This window comes from Streptomyces sp. NPDC056160 (genome assembly GCF_042268205.1).
In the GTDB taxonomy this organism is placed as follows: Bacteria; Actinomycetota; Actinomycetes; order Streptomycetales; family Streptomycetaceae; genus Streptomyces.
In genome coordinates this window covers 1-19169 of record NZ_JBHJUW010000075.1, presented here as the reverse complement: position 1 = coordinate 19169, position 19169 = coordinate 1, and the positions used below count along the sequence as shown (strand labels likewise).

At 72.8% G+C, this 19169-nt stretch carries 16 protein-coding genes; 13 read left to right on the top strand and 3 right to left on the bottom strand.

Annotated features, from left to right (window positions below; translation table 11 throughout):
* Positions 1-80: 80 nt before the first annotated feature.
* On the bottom strand, positions 81-608 hold the full coding sequence (locus tag ACFC02_RS25305) for a cysteine dioxygenase family protein (RefSeq protein WP_376361572.1): 528 nt from the start codon (positions 606-608) through the stop codon (positions 81-83).
* Between the two features lie 702 nt (positions 609-1310).
* Here ACFC02_RS25305 and ACFC02_RS25300 point away from each other — a divergent pair.
* The 3 genes from ACFC02_RS25300 to ACFC02_RS25290 all read left to right on the top strand — a co-directional run bounded on the left by ACFC02_RS25300 (position 1311) and on the right by ACFC02_RS25290 (position 7089).
* A complete protein-coding gene (locus ACFC02_RS25300; protein WP_003975777.1) occupies positions 1311-1574 on the top strand; it encodes a WhiB family transcriptional regulator in 264 nt (87 codons plus the stop codon).
* Positions 1575-1765: 191 nt separating this feature from the next.
* Entirely contained in the window at positions 1766-5578 is a 3813-nt protein-coding gene (locus ACFC02_RS25295) for a glycosyltransferase family 2 protein (protein ID WP_376361569.1), read from the top strand.
* Positions 5575-7089, top strand: coding sequence for a DUF5719 family protein (locus tag ACFC02_RS25290; protein WP_376361566.1), 1515 nt, complete (start codon positions 5575-5577; stop codon positions 7087-7089). The genes ACFC02_RS25295 and ACFC02_RS25290 overlap by 4 nt, the downstream gene beginning before the upstream one ends.
* A gap of 74 nt (positions 7090-7163) precedes the next feature.
* Here ACFC02_RS25290 and ACFC02_RS25285 read toward each other — a convergent pair whose 3' ends face one another.
* Complete coding sequence (locus tag ACFC02_RS25285; RefSeq protein WP_360976967.1) at positions 7164-7613, bottom strand: metallopeptidase family protein; 450 nt, start codon at positions 7611-7613, stop codon at positions 7164-7166.
* 293 nt (positions 7614-7906) lie between these two features.
* On the opposite strand from ACFC02_RS25285, the gene ACFC02_RS25280 reads away from it, so the two are divergent.
* From ACFC02_RS25280 to ACFC02_RS25240, 9 genes are all read left to right on the top strand, one after another.
* The gene (locus ACFC02_RS25280; RefSeq protein ID WP_360976929.1) at positions 7907-8332 is read left to right on the top strand and encodes a DUF3499 domain-containing protein; all 426 of its coding nucleotides are present in this window, start codon (positions 7907-7909) and stop codon (positions 8330-8332) included.
* Positions 8333-8522: 190 nt separating this feature from the next.
* Positions 8523-9887, top strand: a complete 1365-nt coding sequence (locus ACFC02_RS25275; protein ID WP_376361561.1) for a phosphomannomutase/phosphoglucomutase — start codon at positions 8523-8525, stop codon at positions 9885-9887.
* Positions 9888-10045: 158 nt separating this feature from the next.
* The gene (locus ACFC02_RS25270) at positions 10046-10216 is read left to right on the top strand and encodes a Trm112 family protein (RefSeq protein ID WP_078936097.1); all 171 of its coding nucleotides are present in this window, start codon (positions 10046-10048) and stop codon (positions 10214-10216) included.
* A gap of 278 nt (positions 10217-10494) precedes the next feature.
* Positions 10495-11622, top strand: coding sequence for an SIS domain-containing protein (locus tag ACFC02_RS25265; RefSeq protein ID WP_376361557.1), 1128 nt, complete (start codon positions 10495-10497; stop codon positions 11620-11622).
* A 158-nt stretch (positions 11623-11780) separates the two neighbouring features.
* Entirely contained in the window at positions 11781-12932 is a 1152-nt protein-coding gene (gene manA, locus ACFC02_RS25260) for a mannose-6-phosphate isomerase, class I (protein WP_376361554.1), read from the top strand.
* Between the two features lie 220 nt (positions 12933-13152).
* Entirely contained in the window at positions 13153-14133 is a 981-nt protein-coding gene (locus ACFC02_RS25255) for a cation diffusion facilitator family transporter (RefSeq protein ID WP_376361551.1), read from the top strand.
* Between the two features lie 60 nt (positions 14134-14193).
* The gene (locus tag ACFC02_RS25250) at positions 14194-14388 is read left to right on the top strand and encodes a hypothetical protein (protein WP_376361548.1); all 195 of its coding nucleotides are present in this window, start codon (positions 14194-14196) and stop codon (positions 14386-14388) included.
* The gene (ahcY, locus tag ACFC02_RS25245) at positions 14388-15845 is read left to right on the top strand and encodes an adenosylhomocysteinase (protein ID WP_376361545.1); all 1458 of its coding nucleotides are present in this window, start codon (positions 14388-14390) and stop codon (positions 15843-15845) included. The genes ACFC02_RS25250 and ahcY overlap by 1 nt, the downstream gene beginning before the upstream one ends.
* Before the next feature lie 143 nt (positions 15846-15988).
* Complete coding sequence (locus ACFC02_RS25240) at positions 15989-16606, top strand: hypothetical protein (protein ID WP_376361543.1); 618 nt, start codon at positions 15989-15991, stop codon at positions 16604-16606.
* Positions 16607-16671: 65 nt separating this feature from the next.
* Here ACFC02_RS25240 and ACFC02_RS25235 read toward each other — a convergent pair whose 3' ends face one another.
* On the bottom strand, positions 16672-17604 hold the full coding sequence (locus ACFC02_RS25235; protein ID WP_376361540.1) for an RDD family protein: 933 nt from the start codon (positions 17602-17604) through the stop codon (positions 16672-16674).
* A gap of 131 nt (positions 17605-17735) precedes the next feature.
* On the opposite strand from ACFC02_RS25235, the gene ACFC02_RS25230 reads away from it, so the two are divergent.
* Positions 17736-18743 carry a stage II sporulation protein M gene (locus tag ACFC02_RS25230; protein WP_376361537.1) on the top strand — a complete coding sequence of 336 codons (1008 nt, stop codon included), beginning with the start codon at positions 17736-17738 and terminating at the stop codon, positions 18741-18743.
* Positions 18744-19169 lie beyond the last annotated feature (426 nt).

The window sequence follows — 19169 nt, the reverse complement described above, 5'->3', positions numbered from 1 at the left end:
CCCGGAACGCCTCACGCGGACGGCACGCGACGCCTCGCGCGGACGGAACGGAGCAGGGCGCGCGACCGCCCGGGCGCGGGTCAGGCGTTGACGGCGCCGGCCGCTTCCCGGGCGTCGGGGGCGGCGGCGCACCGGGCGGCGGTGTGCGCCGGGTGCATGGGCATCTCGGTCAGGCCCGGGAAGTAGACGTGCAGGCTGACGGCCGGGCGCAGCGCGTCGTTGACGACCTCGTGCACGTATCCCGGCGCGAACACGCGCTGTTGACCGGCCTCCAGCGCGCGCGTGCCCCGCGGGGTGTGCTCGGTCAGGGTGCCGTCCAGGACGGTCAGGACCCCGGAGGAGCGACCGTGGTCGTGCAGTCCGCTGCCCTGCCCCGGCACCCAGGACAGCAGCCAGACCTCGTAGCCGGGGGCGGTGCGCAGCAGGTGGTACCAGCGGGTCGTCGCGTCGTACCGGACCAGGTGCTCCCATTGGGCGCGGTCGGCCGCGAGGGACCTGGCCAGGCCGACGAACTCGGCCACGGTGACCGGGTGCTCGCGCGGTGCCTGGAGGAGGTGCGGGACCTGGAGGAGGTCGCCCGCGATCTGGAGGTCGCTGTCGCTGTTCATGAGGTGCGGTGGTTCCTCGGAGGAAGCTCGGGGAAGATCGGCGATCGGCAGGACCGCGGATCGGCGGACCGGGCGCCGGGCCGCACAGGGGGCCCGGACGGCGACTGGAGCGGGCGCGCGGGGCGCGGGGCTCAACAGCCGCAGCGGCGACAGCTACAGCGAGCGCGGGCAGCACCGTGGGACCCGGCGGTGCGGGTCGAGGTGAGTACCGAGTTCGCGAGCATGCCCACAAGGACATCGGTTCACACCAGGGCTGTCAACTCGCGGACCGGAATGTGGGACATGTTTCACCTCATCCGGTTCATCTCTCAGATGAAAGGTTTGCTCAGCGGGAGACCGGGACACATGGCGCACATGCCGGGCGCGCAAGCCCCGTTGCGATCCCGTGATCCGAATGTGATCCGCTTCGCTTCGGCGCACGGTCCGGAACGGGATCGAAGGCCTGGGCGTCCTTCCCTTTGCGGGCTCCGACGGGAGCCCGTGCGGGGCGGGCGGCCTTCGAGCCCCCTGCTGTGTGTCAAGGTTTATGCCGATTTGAACACTTTCCGCATGGCCTTGGTTCCGCAGAGTGAATAAGGGGCTCAATAGCAGATCTCGGCTTGACTCGCCCGGAGCAGCACACTTGTAATTTCACTCGTGTCGTTCAGCCGGTATCGGTAACGGCTACATCACGGGGACGCGAAAGACAGACGAGGGGCGCACATGACCGAGCTGGTGCAGCAACTGCTGGTCGACGACGCGGACGAGGAACTCGGCTGGCAGGAGCGCGCGCTGTGCGCCCAGACCGACCCCGAGTCCTTCTTCCCCGAGAAGGGCGGCTCCACCCGCGAGGCCAAGAAGGTCTGTCTCGCCTGCGAGGTCCGCTCCGAATGCCTCGAGTACGCCCTCGCCAACGACGAACGTTTCGGCATCTGGGGCGGCCTTTCCGAGCGGGAACGGCGCCGCCTGAAGAAGGCCGCGGTCTGACCGCCGCCCGGCCGCCGGGCACCGCACATCCCCGCAGAATCCTCGCCAACGGCCCGTCGCAGGTGGGTTATCCACAGGCGGCGGGCCGCCGTCATGGCCAGCCAGTAGTGTGGTCGCTCGTCCGAGACGCCCCGCTGCCCCAGGCGGCACAGGCGTCCACCGCACCCACCGAACCGGGGCCGTGTATCTCGATGTCCGTGCACAGCCATACGGCAGCCCACTACGACGCCGCACCGCCGTCGGACCCCCCGCGCGCCACGCAGTTCGCACCCGCGCAGTCCGGGACGGACCGTCCGCCGGAGTTCCCGCGGCACGTCGTGACCGCCGTCCTCGTCTCCCACGACGGCGCCCGCTGGCTGCCCGACGCGGTCGCCGGGCTGCTCGGCCAGGAACGGCCCGTGCAGTACGCCGTCGCGGCCGACACCGGCAGTACGGACACGTCCGCCCAGGTCCTCGGCGACGCCCTCGGCGACGACCACGTGCTCCACCTCGCCCGCCGCACCGGCTTCGGCCAGGCCGTCGAGGAGGCCGTCCGCACCGCCCCGCACCTCACCCCGGACGAACTGCCCTACCTCAAGCGCCCCAGCGGCTGGGACCCCGTCACCCGCAGCTGGCGTGACGACGCCTACGACCTGCCCGACCTCCCGCACGGCGAACCGGTGCAGTGGCTCTGGCTGCTGCACGACGACTGCGCTCCCGAACCCGATGCCCTGGCCCAGCTGTTGCGCGTCGTCGACAACGAGCACGAACTCGGCCGCGACGACGTGGCCGTCGTCGGCCCCAAGCTCCGCGGCTGGTACGACCGCCGCCAACTCCTCGAAGTCGGTGTCAGCATCGCCAACTCCGGCCGCCGCTGGACCGGCCTGGACCGCCGCGAACAGGACCAGGGCCAGCACGACCACGTACGGCCGGTCCTGTCGGTGTCCACCGCCGGCATGCTGATCCGGCGTGACATCTTCGAACAGCTCGGCGGATTCGACCGCCGGCTGCCCCTGATGCGCGACGACGTCGACCTGTGCTGGCGCGCCCACGCGGCCGGCCACCGCGTCCTCGTCGCCCCCGACGCCGTCGTCCGCCATGCCGAGGCGGCCTCCCGCGAGCGCCGCACCGTCGACTGCGTGGGCCGCACCGCCGCCTCCCCGCACAAGGTCGACAAGGCCGGCGCCGTCTACACCCTCCTCGTCAACACCCGCACGGCGGCACTGCCCTGGGTGCTGGCACGCATCGTCCTCGGCACCGTGCTGCGCACCGTCGCCTACCTCGTCGGCAAGGTCCCCGGACAGGCCCTCGACGAGATCCGCGGCCTGGCGGGCACCCTGCTGCGCCCCGAGCGGATCATCGCGGGCCGGCGCGGACGCGGCGCCTCCCAGATCGACAAGGGCGAGCTGCGCGCCCTGTTCCCGCCGCCCGGCGCAACCGTCCGCGCCACCGTCGAGCAGGTTGCGGGCAACCTCGTGGGCAGCTCCGACCCGGAGGCCTCGGCCGCGGGCCGGCACGGCGGCGCCGTCGAGTCGGGGCCCGGCGGCGAGGACGCCGACTACCTGGAGATCGAGCAGTTCGCGCGCCTCAAGCGCATCGCCCGCAAACCGGGCCCGGTGCTCTTCCTGGTCCTGCTGCTCGTCTCCCTCATCGCCTGCCGCGGTCTGCTCGGCGGCGGCGCCCTCGCGGGCGGTGCCCTGCTGCCCGCCCCGGCCGGTTCCGGCGACCTGTGGTCGCGCTACCTGGACGCGTGGCACCCCGTCGGCTCCGGAGGCACGCCCTCCGCGCCGCCCTACCTGGCGATCATGGCGCTGCTCGCGTCCCTGCTGCTCGGCTCCACGGGCCTCGCCGTCACCGTCGTGCTCGTCGGCTCGGTGCCCCTGGCCGGGTTCACCGCGTACTTCGCCTCCCGCCCCCTCGTCCCCTCGCGCCTGCTGCGCGCCTGGGCGGCTGTCGCCTACGCCTTCCTGCCCGCCACCACCGGAGCACTGGCCGGCGGACGCATCGGCACGGCCGTGCTCGCCGTCCTGCTGCCGCTGATCGCCCGCGCGGGCATCGCGGCGAGCGGCCTCACCGCACCCCCCGGCGCGCGCGGCAGCTGGCGCGCCACCTGGGCGTATGCCCTCCTGCTGACCGTCACGACCGCCTTCACCCCCATCGTCTGGCCCATCGCGCTCGTCCTCGGCCTCGCCGTCCTGGCCGTGCGCCGCCGCGACCTCGTGGCCCACCTGCTGCGCTTCCTGGCCCAGTTGCTCACCCCGCTGCTGCTGCTCGCCCCCTGGTCGCTGACGCTGCTTCCGTCCGGCTTCTTCAAGGAGGCCGGTCTCGAGTACGGCCCCTCGGCGGCCTCCGCCCTGGACCTGCTGGGCGCCACCCCGGGCGGCCCCGGCACCGTGCACGGGCTGATGCTCATCGGGATCGTCCTGGCCGCGCTCGCCGCCCTGCTGCGCTCGCAGCGCCAGTTCGCCGTCTGGGCCGCCTGGTCGGTGGCCCTGGTGTCGTTCGTCTTCGCCGTCCTGTCCAACGGCTCCGCCTGGGCCGGACCCGCGACCCTCGTCTACGGCATCGCCCTGCTGAGCGCCGCCCTGCTCGGCGCCGACGGGGCACGCTCACGCGTGGCCGAACAGAGCTTCGGCTGGCGCCAGCCGGTCGCCGCGCTGATCGCCTTCGCCTCGGCCGCCGGCCCGCTGCTCGTCGTCGCCGGCTGGATGATCCGCGGCGCCGACGGCCCGCTGGAGCGGCGCGACCCCGTGCAGGTGCCCGCGTTCGTCGCCGAGGAGAGCAGCACCCGCGACCAGGCCCGCACCCTGGTCCTCGACAGCGACTCCCCGGCCCACGTCGGCTACATGCTCGTGCGCGGCTCCGGCGTGCGCATGGGCGACGCCGAACTGGTCTCGGCGGGCGGCGGGAACAGCAGACTCGACAAGGTCGTCGCCAACCTGGTCGCCGGCTCGGGCGCCGACCAGGCCGGCCAGCTCGGCGGCTTCGCCGTGCGCTACGTGCTCGTCCACAAGGGCGCCCCCCGCGAGATCAGCCGCGTCCTGGACACCACCCCCGGCCTGTCCCGGCTCAGCCAGCAGGACGGCAGTGCCCTGTGGCGCGTGAACCAGGAGGTCTCCCGCGCGGCCGTCCTCCCCGCCCAGGGCACCGCCTCCGGCTCGGGCACCGCAGCCGCGCAGCCCGTCGCCGCCGGTCCCGTCGAGATCCACACCACCATCCCGTCCGGCTCCGCGGGCCGCGTACTGCGCCTGGCCGACTCAGCCGCCGCAGGCTGGACCGCCACCCTGGACGGCAAGCCGCTCACCCGCACCACCGTCGACGGCTGGGCCCAGGGCTTCCAGCTCCCCGCGTCCGGCGGCAGGCTCGACGTCACCTTCGACGCCCCGCTCGGGCGCACCGCCTGGCTGTGGGTCCAGGGCGCCCTCGCCGTCGTCCTCGTCGTGCTCGCCCTGCCCGGCCGCCGCCGCGACGTCGACGACGACCTGCCCGAGGAGCAGCCCGCACCCGCGCAGGCCGTCACCGGCGAGGGCCGCCGGGCCCGGCGGCTGCGCGCCCAGGCCGAGTCCGAGGACACCGGGCAGGAGACACCGGCACCGGACCCGGAGAGTGCGCCCGCGCCGGCGGAGGGCGCCCCGGCCGCCGTACCGCACCAGCAGTCCTACGGCGAGTGGGACACCACCGCCTACGCCGGGGCTCCGGCGGGCGCGGACTACGGCGCCTACGGCGACCAGCAGTACCAGGCCGCCGCCCAGCCCCAGCAGTACCCGGCGGGCGCGTACGACCAGACGTACCAGGGCGGCCAGGCCGACCCGTACCAGAGCGGCCAGTACGACCCGTACGCGTACGGCGGCGGCCAGGCAGCGCCCGCCTCCTACGGCCAGACCTACCCCCAGTCGTACGGGGAGCAGCCCTACGAAGAGCAGCCCTACGACGAACGGCAGTACGGCGAACAGCAGTACGACCCCGCACAGCCGCACCACCCGCACGGCAACGGCAGTGAGCGCCCCGACGGGAGCCAGCAGTGAACCGCACGACCCTGTCCCTGATCGCCGGTGTGGCCGCGCTCGCCGCCGTCACCGGATTCGCCGCGCTGGAAAGCCCCGACGCGGCAGGCGCCGGCCCGGCGAAGGCCGCCGCCCAGCTCCCCGTCGAACGCACCACCCTGGTCTGCCCCGCACCGAGCAGCTCCGACATAGCCGACACCTCGTACACGTCGTTCACCCCCGTGACGAAGGGGACGGGCAGCGACGGCAAGGCGCAACTCCAGCCCGCCACCGAGCAGTCGGACGGCGGCTCCTCGGGCAAGGGCAAGGGGAAGGACGGCGGCAAGAACAAGGCCGGCCGGCCCGCCCTGCAGCCCAAGACGCCCGGTACGCCGGTCGCCGGGGACACCTCGGGCGGGGACGCGCCCGCGCTGATCGGCACCGCCGAGGGCAAGTTCGCGCCCGGCTGGACCATGCAGCAGACCACGGAGGTCGCGGCGGGGGCCGGACGCGGCCTGCTGGGCGTGGACTGCACCGCTCCGGACACCGAGTTCTGGTTCCCCGGCGCGAGTACCGCCTCCGGCCGCTCGGACTACGTCCACCTGACCAACCCCGACGACTCCGCCGCCGTCGTGGACGTCGAGCTGTACGGCAAGGACGGCGCCGTGAAGTCGACAGCGGGGGAGGGCATCACCGTCGCCCCGCGCTCCAGCGAGGCCGTCCTGCTGTCCACCCTCGGCGACACGCGGCAGGAAGACCTCACGGTGCACGTGAGCGTGCGCAGCGGCAGGGTCGGCGCGGCGGTGCAGGCACTCGACGACAAGAACGGCGGGGACTGGCTGGCGGCCGCCGCGGACCCGGCCGCCGACCTGGTGCTGCCGGGCATCCCGAAGGACGCCACCTCCGTGCGGCTGATCGCCTTCACGCCCGCCGACGCCGACACCGACCTGAAGGTGAAACTGGCCTCGCCCACCGGGCTGATCACCCCGGCCGGGCACGAGACCGTGCACCTGAAGGGTGGCACCACGGCCGCCGTGGATCTGGGCGACGTCACACGCGGGGAGGCGGGCTCACTGGTCCTCACCCAGGCCTCGTCACCCGTGCCGGTGGTGGCCGCGTTGCGGGTGACCCGGGGGAAGGGGAGCAAGCAGGAGACGGCGTTCATCCCGGCGTCCGGCCCGGTCGGCACCCGGGCGACGTCCGCCGACAACAGCGCGAAGGGGTCCACGCTGTCCCTGACGGCCCCCACCGCCACCGCGCAGGTCAAGGTCACCGCGTCGGCGGGCACCGACGGCGGGACGGCGGCGTCGCAGACGTACTCCGTCAAGGCGGGCACCACCCAGGACATCACCCCGCCCCGCCCGGCCGGCCTGAAGGGCACGTACGCCCTGACGGTGGAGTGCCTGTCCGGCGGTCCGGTCTACGGGGCGCGCACCCTCACGGCGACGGTGGAGGGCGCCCCCGGCTTCACGGTCCAGACCCTGCCGGACGACCGCGGGACGGTCTCGGTCCCGCACACGGACGAGGACGTGACGGTCCTGCAGAAGCCGTGAGCGCGAGCCGGGCCGCCCGGCTCGCGCCGGTGCCGTGCTCACGGACTTGCGCGGGGCGCCGGCCGGGCCGACGCTCAGTCCTCCCCGTAGCGCGGGTCCACCGTCTCCGGGGTCAGGCCCAGCAGTTCGGCCACCTGCTCGACCACGATCTCGTGCACCAGCGCGGCCCGCTCGTCACGGCCCTTGCTGCGGATCTCCACCGGCCGCCGGTAGACCACCACCCGCGCCCGGCGCCCCTCAGCGGCGGGAACGGTGTCGCCGAGCGGCACCGGCTCGTCGCTCCAAGCCTGGCCCGGCCCGGCCGGACGCGGCACCTCCAGGACGAGGAAGTCGATGTCGGCCAGCTGCGGCCACCGCCGCTCCAGCCGATCCACGGAGTCCTGCACCAGGTCCGCGAACGCCTCGGCACGGCTCGCGGCCAGTGGCACCTGCGGTGGGGCGATCGGTCCGCGCATGCCCCGGCCGTGGCGATCACGTCGTCGGGGCCCGGGCGCGGCGCCAGGGGGTGGTACACGGTTGTCCATCACTGGTGAAGGGTAGTCCCGGACAGGCCCCCGCGCCTCGTTCCGGATGCCGTCCCGGCACCGTGCCGCCCGCGTGGAGACCGGTCACCCAATGCCGGTTCCGGCCAAGCTCGGACTCGATTCCGTATCTCTCCGGGACCGCCGATCTCAAGGCAATTGACGGTGTTCGTACCCAATCGTGACCGGAACAAGAGGTGTTCGAGACCCCGACATCCGCCGTCCGCGCAGGTCAGTAGGGTGTGTCGGAAGGAGTGTGTGGGGTGTTTCACAGCACGACACGGGGGAGTGACCTGGTGGAGAGTCGTCGCGGCCCGCTCAAGAGTGCGGTACCGTCCAACGTCGTGAGCCCTGTACGTCGCTGTTCGCGCACCGCTTGCGGCCGTCCCGCCGTAGCGACGCTGACGTACGTCTACGCCGACTCGACCGCCGTCCTCGGCCCGCTCGCCACCTACGCCGAGCCGCACTGCTACGACCTGTGCGCCGAACACTCCGAGCGCCTCACCGCCCCGCGCGGCTGGGAGGTCGTCCGGCTCCTCGACGGTTCGGCCCCCGCCCGGCCCAGCGGCGACGACCTGGAGGCGCTGGCCAACGCCGTGCGCGAGGCGGCCCGTCCTCAGGAGCGGGCGGCCGAGGCCGGTGGCGGCGGCGCCCGCGGGGCCGACCCGATGGAGGTCGCGCGCCGCGGCCACCTGCGGGTCCTGCGCTCGCCGGACAACTGACAAAACCGTTCACCACGGCTCTGGTCGGGTACGACGTCCCCGTTCTCCCCATGCTCCGCCGCGCGTTCCGCCCCGCTCGGCGCGGCCCCCTCCCACGCCACCCGTCACCCGCCACTCGCCTCGTGCGTCGGCCGCGGCGTCCGGGACGGGTAGTTTGTGGGGACCGATTGGGACTTCAGAAGGGTTGGCCGTGGCTGCTGATCTGTCGCAGATCGTCAAGGCGTACGACGTGCGCGGGGTGGTCCCGGACCAGTGGGACGAGTCGCTCGCCGAGCTGTTCGGGGCGGCCTTCGCCGAGGTGACCGGGGCGGACGCCATCGTGACCGGGCACGACATGCGGCCCTCCTCACCCGGCCTGGCCCGCGCCTTCGCCCGCGGCGCGGCTCGGCTCGGCGTCGACGTCACCGAGATCGGACTCTGCTCGACGGACCAGCTGTACTACGCCTCGGGCGCGTTGGGCCTGCCCGGCGCGATGTTCACGGCCTCGCACAACCCGGCGCGGTACAACGGCATCAAGATGTGCCGCGCGGGCGCCGCACCCGTCGGCCAGGACAGCGGGCTGACCGAGATCCGCGAACTGACCGAGGACTGGCGCGAGTCGGGCGCCCCGAAACCGGCGGCGCGCACGGGAACCATCACCCGGCGCGACACGTTGGAGGAGTACGCGGCACATCTGCGCTCCCTCGTCGACGTGACCACCATCCGCCCCCTGAAGGTCGTCGTCGACGCGGGCAACGGCATGGGCGGCCACACCGTGCCCACGGTCCTCACCGGCCTGCCCGTAGACCTGGTCCCCCTGTACTTCGAGCTGGACGGCACCTTCCCCAACCACGAGGCCAACCCGCTCGACCCGGCCAACCTCGCCGACCTGCAGAAGCGGGTCCGCGAGGAGGGCGCCGACCTCGGCCTCGCCTTCGACGGGGACGCCGACCGCTGCTTCGTCGTCGACGAACACGGCGAGCCGGTCTCCCCGTCCGCGATCACCGCGCTGGTCGCCGCCCGCGAACTGGCCCGGCACGGCGGCAGGGGCGTGATCATCCACAACCTCATCACCTCCTGGTCGGTCCCGGAGGTGGTGAAGGAGAACGGCGGCACACCGGTGCGCACCCGCGTCGGCCACTCCTTCATCAAGGCCGAGATGGCGAGGACCGGCGCGATCTTCGGCGGCGAGCACTCCGCGCACTACTACTTCAAGGACTTCTGGAACGCCGACACGGGCATGCTGGCCGCCCTGCACGTCCTCGCGGCGCTGGGCGGCCAGGACGGCCCCCTGTCGGCCCTCGTCGCCCAGTACGACCGCTACACCGGCTCCGGCGAGATCAACTCCACGGTCGCCGACCAGGCCGGCCGCCTCGCCGCGCTCAGGGCCGCCTACGCAGGCCGCGACGACGTCACCCTCGACGAACTCGACGGCCTGACGGTCACCGCCGCCGACTGGTGGTTCAACGTGCGCCCCTCCAACACGGAACCGCTGCTCCGGCTCAACGCGGAGGCGCGTGACGCCGCGGCGATGGCCGAGGTCCGCGACGAAGTCCTGCAGATCATCCGGGGCTGAGACACCGGCAGCCCCCGGCAGACACCGGCCGAACACCTGCCGGACACCGGCGGGCACCAGCCGGGCCGACCCCCGCCACCGGGCCCCCGACCGGCGGTACGCTGACCAGGCACGTCCGTACAACCACACACGCACCCCGAGTCCCGAAGGGAACCCCCATGCCGCTCGAAGCCGGCCTCCTGGAGATCCTCGCCTGCCCGGCCTGCCACGCCCCCCTCGAGGAGCAGGACACCGAGCTGATCTGCACCGGTCAGGACTGCGGGCTGGCCTACCCGGTCCGCGACGGCATCCCCGTGCTGCTCGTCGACGAGGCCCGCCGCCCCGCCTGACCCCCGCCGGACCGCCGCCCCGACGGCGCGAGGCCCGGCCGCCGCCGACCGGAGGACCTGCCGGCGCCGGGGCACGAGCCCGAGGCCCGGCCCCCGGAAGACCGCCCGCCCGGCCCACCGTCGCCCGGCTCCCGCGGACCGGCCCCGCCCACCGGCCTACCGCCGACCAGCCCACCCGCCGTCCGCGACCCGCGGTCCAGACGCCCCGCCGTCCCGACCACCCGACGTTCCGACGCCCCGGTGCCCGGCGTTCGGCACCCGATCGGAGGCTGCCGCCCATGCTCGACGAATCGCTGCTCGACGCCCCGGAGGCGCTCGCCGCCGCCGACCACCGCGGACTGCTCCGCGGTGCGGCCGAGGCCGGCGCCCGCGTCCGCACCGCCGCCCGGCACGCCGCCGAGGCGGGCGTGGGCGGCCTCAAGCCCGACGGCCGCCCGCGCGCCGTTCTGATCGCCGGCCCCGGCGCCGCCGCCACCCACGCCGCCGACCTGCTCGGCACCCTCGCCGGAGCGGGCAGCCCCGTCACCCGGCTGGCGCCGACCGGCGTCGCCTCCGCCTCCGGCGCCCTGCGCTGGGAACTGCCCGGCTGGGCCGGCTCCGTGGACCTGCTGCTCATCGCCACCCCGGACGGCACCGAGCCGAGCCTGTCCGCCCTCGCCGACCAGGCCTACCGCCGCGGGTGCACGGTCGTCGCCGTCGCCCCGGCCCACACCCCGCTCGCCGAGTCCATGGAAGGCGCCCACGGCCTGTTCATCCCGATGGCGACCGCCCCCTACGACCACGACGAACCCCTCGCCGGATCCGCACCCGGCGTGCTCTGGGCGCTGCTGACCCCGCTGCTCGCGCTCCTGGACCGCGTCGGCCTGCTCACCGCCCCGCCCGACGCCCTGGAAGCCGCCGCCGACCGGCTCGACCAGATCGCCGAACGCTGCGGACCCGCCATCGCCACGTACAGCAATCCGGCCAAGACCCTCGCCGCGGAACTCGCCGACGCCCTGCCGGTGATCTGGACCGAGGGCGCCGCGGCGGGCCCCGCGGGCCGCCGGTTCGCCGCCGTTCTCGCCGAACTGTCCGGCATCCCCGCCGCCGTCGCCGAACTCCCCGAGGGGCTCGCCGCGCACGGCGCCCTGCTCGCCGGCCCGCTGGCCGCCAGCGCCGACCCCGACGACTTCTTCCGCGACCGTGTCGACGAGCCGCCCGCCCTGCACGCCCGCGTGGTGCTGCTGCGCGACCGCCCGCTCGGTGGCCTCACCGCCGCCCCCTCCGCCCGTGACCTGGCCCTCAGCCACGACACGCCGATCAGCGAGCTGGAACCGGAGCCCGGCGGCGAGATCGAGAGTCTCGCGGAACTCATCGCGGTCACGGACTTCACCGCCGTCTACCTGTCGCTCGCCTCCAGGGCCTGACTCCAGGACCCGACCCGAGACGGGCGGTCCGATACGACCGTTCGGATACGACCGTCCGGATGCGACCGACCCGACACGACCGACCCGACACGACCTGGACGCCCGGATCGCCGTACGACGGGGTTGCGGTGGCTGACCAGAACTGCAGAGAGAAGCGCATGGACCGCCTCGACAACACCATCCGCCCCTACGCCTGGGGTTCCCCCACCGCCATCCCCCACCTCCTCGGCGTCGAACCGAGCGGCGAACCGCAGGCGGAGATGTGGATGGGCGCCCACCCGGGCGCGCCCTCGCGCACCGCGCGCGGCACCCTCGTGGAGGTCATCGCCACCGACCCGGAGCGGGAACTGGGCGCCGAGGCGGTCGCGAAGTTCGGCCCCCACCTGCCCTTCCTGCTCAAGATCCTCGCCGCCGGCGCCCCTCTCTCCCTCCAGGTCCACCCCGACCTCCGCCAGGCCAAGGAGGGCTACGCCGACGAGGAGCGCCGCGGTGTCCCCGTCGACGCCCCGCACCGCAACTACAAGGACGCCAACCACAAGCCGGAACTGATCTGCGCGCTCACCGAGTTCGACGGCCTGTGCGGCTTCCGTGCCCCCGGCGAGGCCGCCGACCTGCTCGCCGCCCTCGACGTGGACTCCCTCAAGCCCTACGTCGACCTGCTGCGAGCCCATCCCGAAGAGGCGGCCCTGCGCGAGGTGCTGACCGCGATCCTCACCGCCGACCCCGCGGAGATGACCCGCACGGTCACCGAGGCCGCCACCGCCTGCGCCCGCCTCGGCGGCGACCACGCCCCCTACGCGGGCATCGCGCACCACTACCCCGGCGACCCGGGCGTCCTGGCCGCGATGCTCCTCAACCACGTCCGCCTCCAGCCCGGTGAGGCCCTCTTCCTCGGCGCCGGCATCCCGCACGCCTACCTCAGCGGCCTCGGCGTGGAGATCATGGCCAACTCCGACAACGTCCTGCGCTGCGGCCTGACCCCCAAGCACGTCGACGTCCCCGAACTCCTGCGCATCGTCCGCTTCGAGGCGGGCGACCCCGGCGTGCTGCGCCCCGAGGCCGCCCGGGACGGCGAGGAGGTCTACGAGACGCCCATCGACGAGTTCCGGCTGTCCCGCTACGTCCTCCCGGCGGGCGCCCCGGCCCACGACCTCACCCTGCGCACCCCGCAGATCCTGCTCTGCACCGCCGGTTCCGTACGGGCGGGCGAGCACGAACTCACCCCGGGCGGTTCCGTGTTCGTCCCGGCGGGCGAGAAGGCCGAGGTCGCCGGCGCCGGCACGCTCTTCCGCGCGACGGTCGTCGTCTGACCTGCCGGATGTACGCACCCGGGCATGTGGTGACCTGACGTACCGCCGCCCGGCGGGGCTGCAACAATGACCCACCGGCAAAGGGCGGGCAAAGGGCGAGGCCGGGCACGGACACGTGCGCGACAGCGGCGTTCGCCCCGTACGAAGGCGCACGAAGGCGTGCGAACACGTACGCACCCCGTACGAAGGCGACACGAAGGCGAAGGGACAACGCGAACACATGAGCGCGTCAGGCGGAACCAGGGCGATCGTGGCGGCACTCGGCGCCAACCTCGCGATCGCGGTATCGAAGTTCGTGGCCTTCGCCTTCAGCGGCTCATCGTCGATGCTCGCCGAGGGCGTGCACTCGGTCGCCGACTCGGGCAACCAGTTCCTGCTGCTGATCGGCGGCAAGAAGGCCCAGCGCGAGGCGACCGAGCAGCACCCGTTCGGCTACGGCCGCGAGCGCTACGTCTACGCCTTCCTGGTCTCCATCGTGCTGTTCTCCATCGGCGGCATGTTCGCCATCTACGAGGGCTACGAGAAGATCAGCCACCCGCACGAACTGGAGAACTGGTACTGGCCGGTGGCCGTCCTCGCCTTCGCGATCTGCGCCGAGGGCTTCTCCTTCCGCACGGCCATCAAGGAGTCCGCCGAACTGCGCGGCAAGCTCTCCTGGGTGCAGTTCATCCGCCGCGCCAAGGCGCCCGAGCTGCCCGTCGTCCTCCTGGAGGACTTCGGCGCCCTGATCGGCCTCGTCCTCGCCCTCGGCGGCGTCGGACTCTCCCTGCTCACCGGCGACGGCGTCTGGGACGGCATCGGCACCGTCTGCATCGGTGTGCTGCTCGTCCTGATCGCCCTCGTCCTGGCCGCCGAGACCAAGTCGCTGCTGCTCGGTGAGGCCGCAGGCGCCGACGTGGTCGAGAAGATCAAGACCGCCACCGTCGAGGGCGACACCGTCACCGGCATCATCCACATGCGCACCCTCCACCTCGGTCCGGAGGAACTGCTCGTCGCCGCCAAGATCGCGGTGCGGCACGACGACACCGCCGCCGAGGTCGCCGCCGCCATCGACGCCGCGGAGTCCCGTATCCGCGCCGCCGTCCCCATCGCCCGCGTCATCTACCTCGAACCCGACATCTACAGCGAGGCGGAGGCCGCCAAGGGAGCGGACCCCGAGGCCACCCCCGGCGGACCGAACCCGCACGGCGGCGGTCACTGACCCACGAACGGCCCGATCTGCGCGGAGGCGGACTGGGGCCGCAGGGCACTGCGGTGTAGCTTGGGACGGAGCCAGACGTCGCTGCTGATGGCGGTCGGGCGGCCCGAGGACGGGCCGGCCGAGGGAGAGAGGGCCTCCGACGGACTGCGCTGCGCGCACGCGGGCATGCCTGTGTCCTCCTCGGGCACCCCTGTGTCCGCCGCCGCGCAGGTCAGCCGTACCCACCTCGACCCGATCCCGAGGAGCAGCCCGTAATGACGACTGTCGACAGCCGACAGGACTTCAAGGTCGCCGACCTGTCCCTGGCAGAGTTCGGCCGCAAGGAGATCACCCTCGCCGAGCACGAGATGCCCGGCCTGATGGCGATCCGCAAGGAGTACGCGGAGAAGCAGCCGCTGAAGGGCGCCCGCATCACCGGCTCCCTGCACATGACCGTGCAGACCGCCGTCCTCATCGAGACCCTCACGGCCCTCGGTGCCCGCGTCCGCTGGGCGTCCTGCAACATCTTCTCCACCCAGGACCACGCCGCCGCCGCCATCGCGGTCGGCCCCCACGGCACCCCGGAGAACCCCCAGGGCGTCCCGGTCTTCGCCTGGAAGGGCGAGTCCCTGGAGGAGTACTGGTGGTGCACGGAGCAGGCGCTGACCTGGCCCGACGCCGCCACCGGCGGCCCGAACATGATCCTCGACGACGGCGGTGACGCCACCCTCCTCGTCCACAAGGGCGTCGAGTACGAGAAGGACGGCAAGGTCCCCTCGGTCGACACCGCCGAGTCCGACGAGCACCGCGTCATCCTCCAGCTGCTGACCCGCACCCTGGGCGAGAACCCCCAGAAGTGGACCCAGCTGTCCTCCGAGATCCGCGGCGTGACCGAGGAGACCACCACCGGCGTGCACCGGCTGTACGAGATGCAGCGCGACGGCACCCTCCTCTTCCCCGCGATCAACGTCAACGACGCGGTGACCAAGTCCAAGTTCGACAACAAGTACGGCTGCCGGCACTCCCTGGTCGACGGCATCAACCGTGCCACCGACGTCCTGATCGGCGGCAAGACCGCCGTCGTCTGCGGCTACGGCGACGTGGGCAAGGGCTGCGCGGAGTCGCTGCGCGGCCAGGGCGCCCGCGTGATCATCACGGAGATCGACCCGATCTGCGCCCTGCAGGCGGCGATGGACGGATACCAGGTCACGACCCTGGACGACGTCGTCGAGACCGCCGACATCTTCGTCACCACCACCGGCAACAAGGACATCATCCTCGCCTCCGACATGGCGAAGATGAAGCACCAGGCGATCGTCGGCAACATCGGCCACTTCGACAACGAGATCGACATGGCCGGCCTCGCCAAGATCCCCGGCATCGTCAAGGACGAGGTCAAGCCGCAGGTCCACACCTGGACCTTCCCGGACGGCAAGGTGATCATCGTGCTGTCCGAGGGGCGCCTGCTCAACCTGGGCAACGCCACCGGTCACCCGTCGTTCGTGATGTCCAACTCCTTCGCGGACCAGACCCTGGCCCAGATCGAGCTGTTCACCAAGCCCGACGAGTACCCGACCGGCGTCTACGTGCTGCCCAAGCACCTCGACGAGAAGGTCGCCCGCCTCCACCTCGACGCGCTCGGCGTGAAGCTGACCCGGCTCCGTCCCGAGCAGGCGTCGTACATCGGCGTGGAGGTCGACGGCCCGTACAAGGCGGACCACTACCGCTACTGACCGCTCCCACGGACCGACCCGCGAGCCACACCGCAGGCTCGCCCGGTCCACCGGTTCCCCGGTCCTCCGAGGCAGGCCCCCGCACCCCCGTGCCGGGGGCCTGCCCCGTTGGCCGGACCGCCCCGTCAAGCCCCAGGACCCCCATGCCCCGCGGCCGCTATTCGCTCCACGATCCGCACGATCACACCCCCTTCGCGGAAGAACACTTCCAGTGCGCACCGGGCCCGTCGGGCTGGCGCTACGTCTCCCAGGTCATCTCCCCCTCCGGCGATCACCGCGGCTCGGTCGACCTCGCACTCGACGCACTCGGCCGCCCCCTCCGCCTCGAACTGCACGCGGGCGGCTGGCAGGTGCGCGGCGCCGCCCTCGACGGCCTCACCTGGGTGCGCACCGACCCCACCGGAACCCACGCCACCGAAGGCAATGTGCGCGCCCACGCCTTCACCGGCACGTCCCCCGCGTTCCTCGTCGCCACCGCTCGTCTCCTGCGCCTCACCCCCTCGGCCTCCGCCACCCGCGTACGCCTCGTCACCTTCACGGATCCGGTCCTCGCCCCCCGCACCGTGGACCAGTCCTGGGCCCTGGTGAAAAGAGAAGCACACGCCACTGACAACGGCCCCCTGACCGTGGACGAATACAAGGTCACAGCCCTGGACACGGGCGAACGCCACACGGTGCACATCGCCGGCGACGTCGTCCTGGCCGCCCCCGGCGTCGAGCTGGAGGACCTCCAGTCACCGCCGTCCGTCTTCGAAGCCTGAGCGCGGACCGAGCGCCCCCCACCGGGCCCCGCGACGAGCGCAACCGGACCTCCGACCGCCCGGGCCTACGAGGGCGGCACGAACCCCGTGGCGGGCGGCTCGCCCCCGCCCGGTCCCCGAGGCGCGACAGGTGCCGGAGACGGCGCCACCGGCGACTGCGGAACGGCAGGCGACGGAGCCGGTGCCGGAGCGCGAGACGTAGACGCCGGCGACGCGAAGCGCGGCCGGGCCGCGGGGACGTCGGCCGAAGAGCTCCCGAACGCCCGCCGGGCTTCCCGGACCTGCCGCTCCTGCAACACCGCTGCCAGGTACATCGCCGGCGGCACCTCGGCCGGCGCCGCAGTACCGGTGCACGCGGAGAGGTCGGCGGCGAGGCGCTGCGCGATGCCCCAGCCGACCTGCGGATCCAGCTGACGCATCCGCGTCAGGTACTGGCGCACGGCCAGCCACAGCCCGTCCGGCACCGCCGACAGATCGAGCGCCGAGAACCGCCCGGCCAGCCACGGCGGCGGAGGCGGTGCCGGAACCGCCTGCCCGGCCGGTATCCGTTCGCGCACGACGAGCGTCCCCGCGAACACGTCGCCCAGCCGCCGCCCCCGCGCCGACACCAGGGAAGCGATGCAGGCGACGACCCCGAACGTCATCAGGATCTCCACCACGCCGATCGCGCCACGCACCAGCGCGTGCCGGAACCGGATGGGTCCGCCGTCGTCCCGGACGACACGCAGCCCGCACGCCAGTTTCCCCAGGGAGCGCCCGTGACTGAGCGTCTCGACCGCGATCGGCCCACCCACGAGGACGAGCAGGAAGGTCGCGATCGACAGCGCGATCTGCGCCGCCGCGTCCAGCGAGGCCGTGGCAGCCAGCAGCCCCACGCTCACCGGGACGTAGACGGCCATCGCCACGACGAGGTCGAGCAGTACGGCCAGCGCCCTGCTGGGCAGCCTCGCCGGACGCAGCTCCAGCGCCACCGCCTCACCCGTCACCAGCTCGCTCACGCCCCGCCGCCCTTCCCTGGCCTGCCCCGAAGACCGCCAGTCTGCCAAGCTGAGGGCCGTCGCGTCGCAGTAGGACAAGCTGACACATCCGGCGGACAGTCGACCAACCAGCCGAGGAGCAGGCAGACACGATGGACCTGGACGTCTTCGTCTCCGCCCACCGAGCCGAGTGGGACCGCCTCGAAGCACTGCTCGGCCGTCGGCGTCGCCTCACCGGCACGGAGGCCGACGAACTGATCGTCCTCTACCAGCGTGCGGCCACTCACCTCTCGCTGATCCGCTCCAGCGCCCCCGATCCACTGCTGACGGGTCGGCTGAGCCAGCTGGTCGCCCGCGCGCGCGGAGCGGTGACCGGAACCCGCCGGGCCTCATGGCGGGACGTCACCCGCTTCCTGCTGGAAGGCTTCCCCGCGGCGGTCTACCGAGCGCGGCACTGGTGGGTGCCCACGGCACTCCTCTCGGTCGCCGTGGCCGCCCTCCTGGGCTGGTGGATCGGCACGCACCCGGCGGTCCAGGCCACCATCGCGGCTCCTGCCGAGCTACGGCAGCTCACCCGTCCCGGCGGCGAGTACGAGACGTACTACTCGGACCACCCCGCGACCGCCTTCGCCGCCCAGGTCTGGACGAACAACGCCCAGGCCGCCGCCATGTGCCTCGTCCTGGGCGTCTTCCTGGGACTGCCGGTGCTGTGGATCCTCTTCGAGAACATGCTCAACCTGGGGGTCGGCATCGGACTGATGTCCTCGGCCGGCCGGCTCGACACGTTCCTCGGCCTGATCCTGCCGCACGGCCTGCTCGAACTGACCGCGGTCTTCGTGGCTGCCGGTACGGGACTGCGTCTCGGCTGGACCCTGATCGACCCGGGCACGCGCGCGCGCCGCACAGCCCTGGCCGAGGAGGGACGGGCAGCGGTGGGCATGGCCATAGGACTGGCCCTGGTCCTGTTCGTCTCCGGCGCGATCGAAGGCTTCGTCACGCCCTCAGGTCTGCCCACCTGGGCTCGCATCGGCATCGGCTTCGCGGTGGAACTGGCCTTCCTGGCGTACGTCTACGTCCTGGGCGGCCGTGCCGTGCGCGCAGGTGACACCGGAGACGTGGCGCCGACCGAGCGAAGCGCCACCGTGCCGACAGCCGCCTGATGTGCGTTTCGGTCCGCTGAGCTGCTAGTCTCCTCTTCGCCCCACCGGAGCCGTTGACACGGAGCGGGTGGGGAGGTAGATTCGAACAGTTGCCTGGAGCTGGACCTGGTCCAGATGGGCGACGGTGAACATCTATCTGCTTCCGTAATCGGCTTCGATTACGAAGAAGCCCCCGATAAATCGGAAAGCGAAGCCCGGTCAGACCGGCTGAGAACTTCTGATAAAGTCGGAACCGCCGGAAAGGGAAACGCGAAGCGAAAGCGGAGCGGGAACCTGGAAAGCACCGAGGAAATCGGATCGGAAAACGGTCTGATAGAGTCGGAAACGCAAGACCGAAGGGAAGCGCCCGGAGGAAAGCCCGAGAGGGTGAGTACAAAGGAAGCGTCCGTTCCTTGAGAACTCAACAGCGTGCCAAAAGTCAACGCC

Excerpts from the sequence above, each read along its gene's own strand:
- ACFC02_RS25240 (WP_376361543.1), top strand. The coding sequence starts at position 15,989 with ATGCCCCGCGGCCGCTATTCGCTCCACGATCCGCACGATCACACCCCC.
- ACFC02_RS25300 (WP_003975777.1), top strand. The coding sequence starts at position 1,311 with ATGACCGAGCTGGTGCAGCAACTGCTGGTCGACGACGCGGACGAGGAA.
- ACFC02_RS25270 (WP_078936097.1), top strand. The coding sequence starts at position 10,046 with ATGCCGCTCGAAGCCGGCCTCCTGGAGATCCTCGCCTGCCCGGCCTGC.
- ACFC02_RS25285 (WP_360976967.1), bottom strand. The coding sequence starts at position 7,613 with ATGGACAACCGTGTACCACCCCCTGGCGCCGCGCCCGGGCCCCGACGA.
- ACFC02_RS25305 (WP_376361572.1), bottom strand. The coding sequence starts at position 608 with ATGAACAGCGACAGCGACCTCCAGATCGCGGGCGACCTCCTCCAGGTC.
- manA (WP_376361554.1), top strand. The coding sequence starts at position 11,781 with ATGGACCGCCTCGACAACACCATCCGCCCCTACGCCTGGGGTTCCCCC.
- ACFC02_RS25230 (WP_376361537.1), top strand. The coding sequence starts at position 17,736 with ATGGACCTGGACGTCTTCGTCTCCGCCCACCGAGCCGAGTGGGACCGC.
- ACFC02_RS25295 (WP_376361569.1), top strand. The coding sequence starts at position 1,766 with ATGTCCGTGCACAGCCATACGGCAGCCCACTACGACGCCGCACCGCCG.
- ahcY (WP_376361545.1), top strand. The coding sequence starts at position 14,388 with ATGACGACTGTCGACAGCCGACAGGACTTCAAGGTCGCCGACCTGTCC.
- ACFC02_RS25265 (WP_376361557.1), top strand. The coding sequence starts at position 10,495 with ATGCTCGACGAATCGCTGCTCGACGCCCCGGAGGCGCTCGCCGCCGCC.
- ACFC02_RS25255 (WP_376361551.1), top strand. The coding sequence starts at position 13,153 with ATGAGCGCGTCAGGCGGAACCAGGGCGATCGTGGCGGCACTCGGCGCC.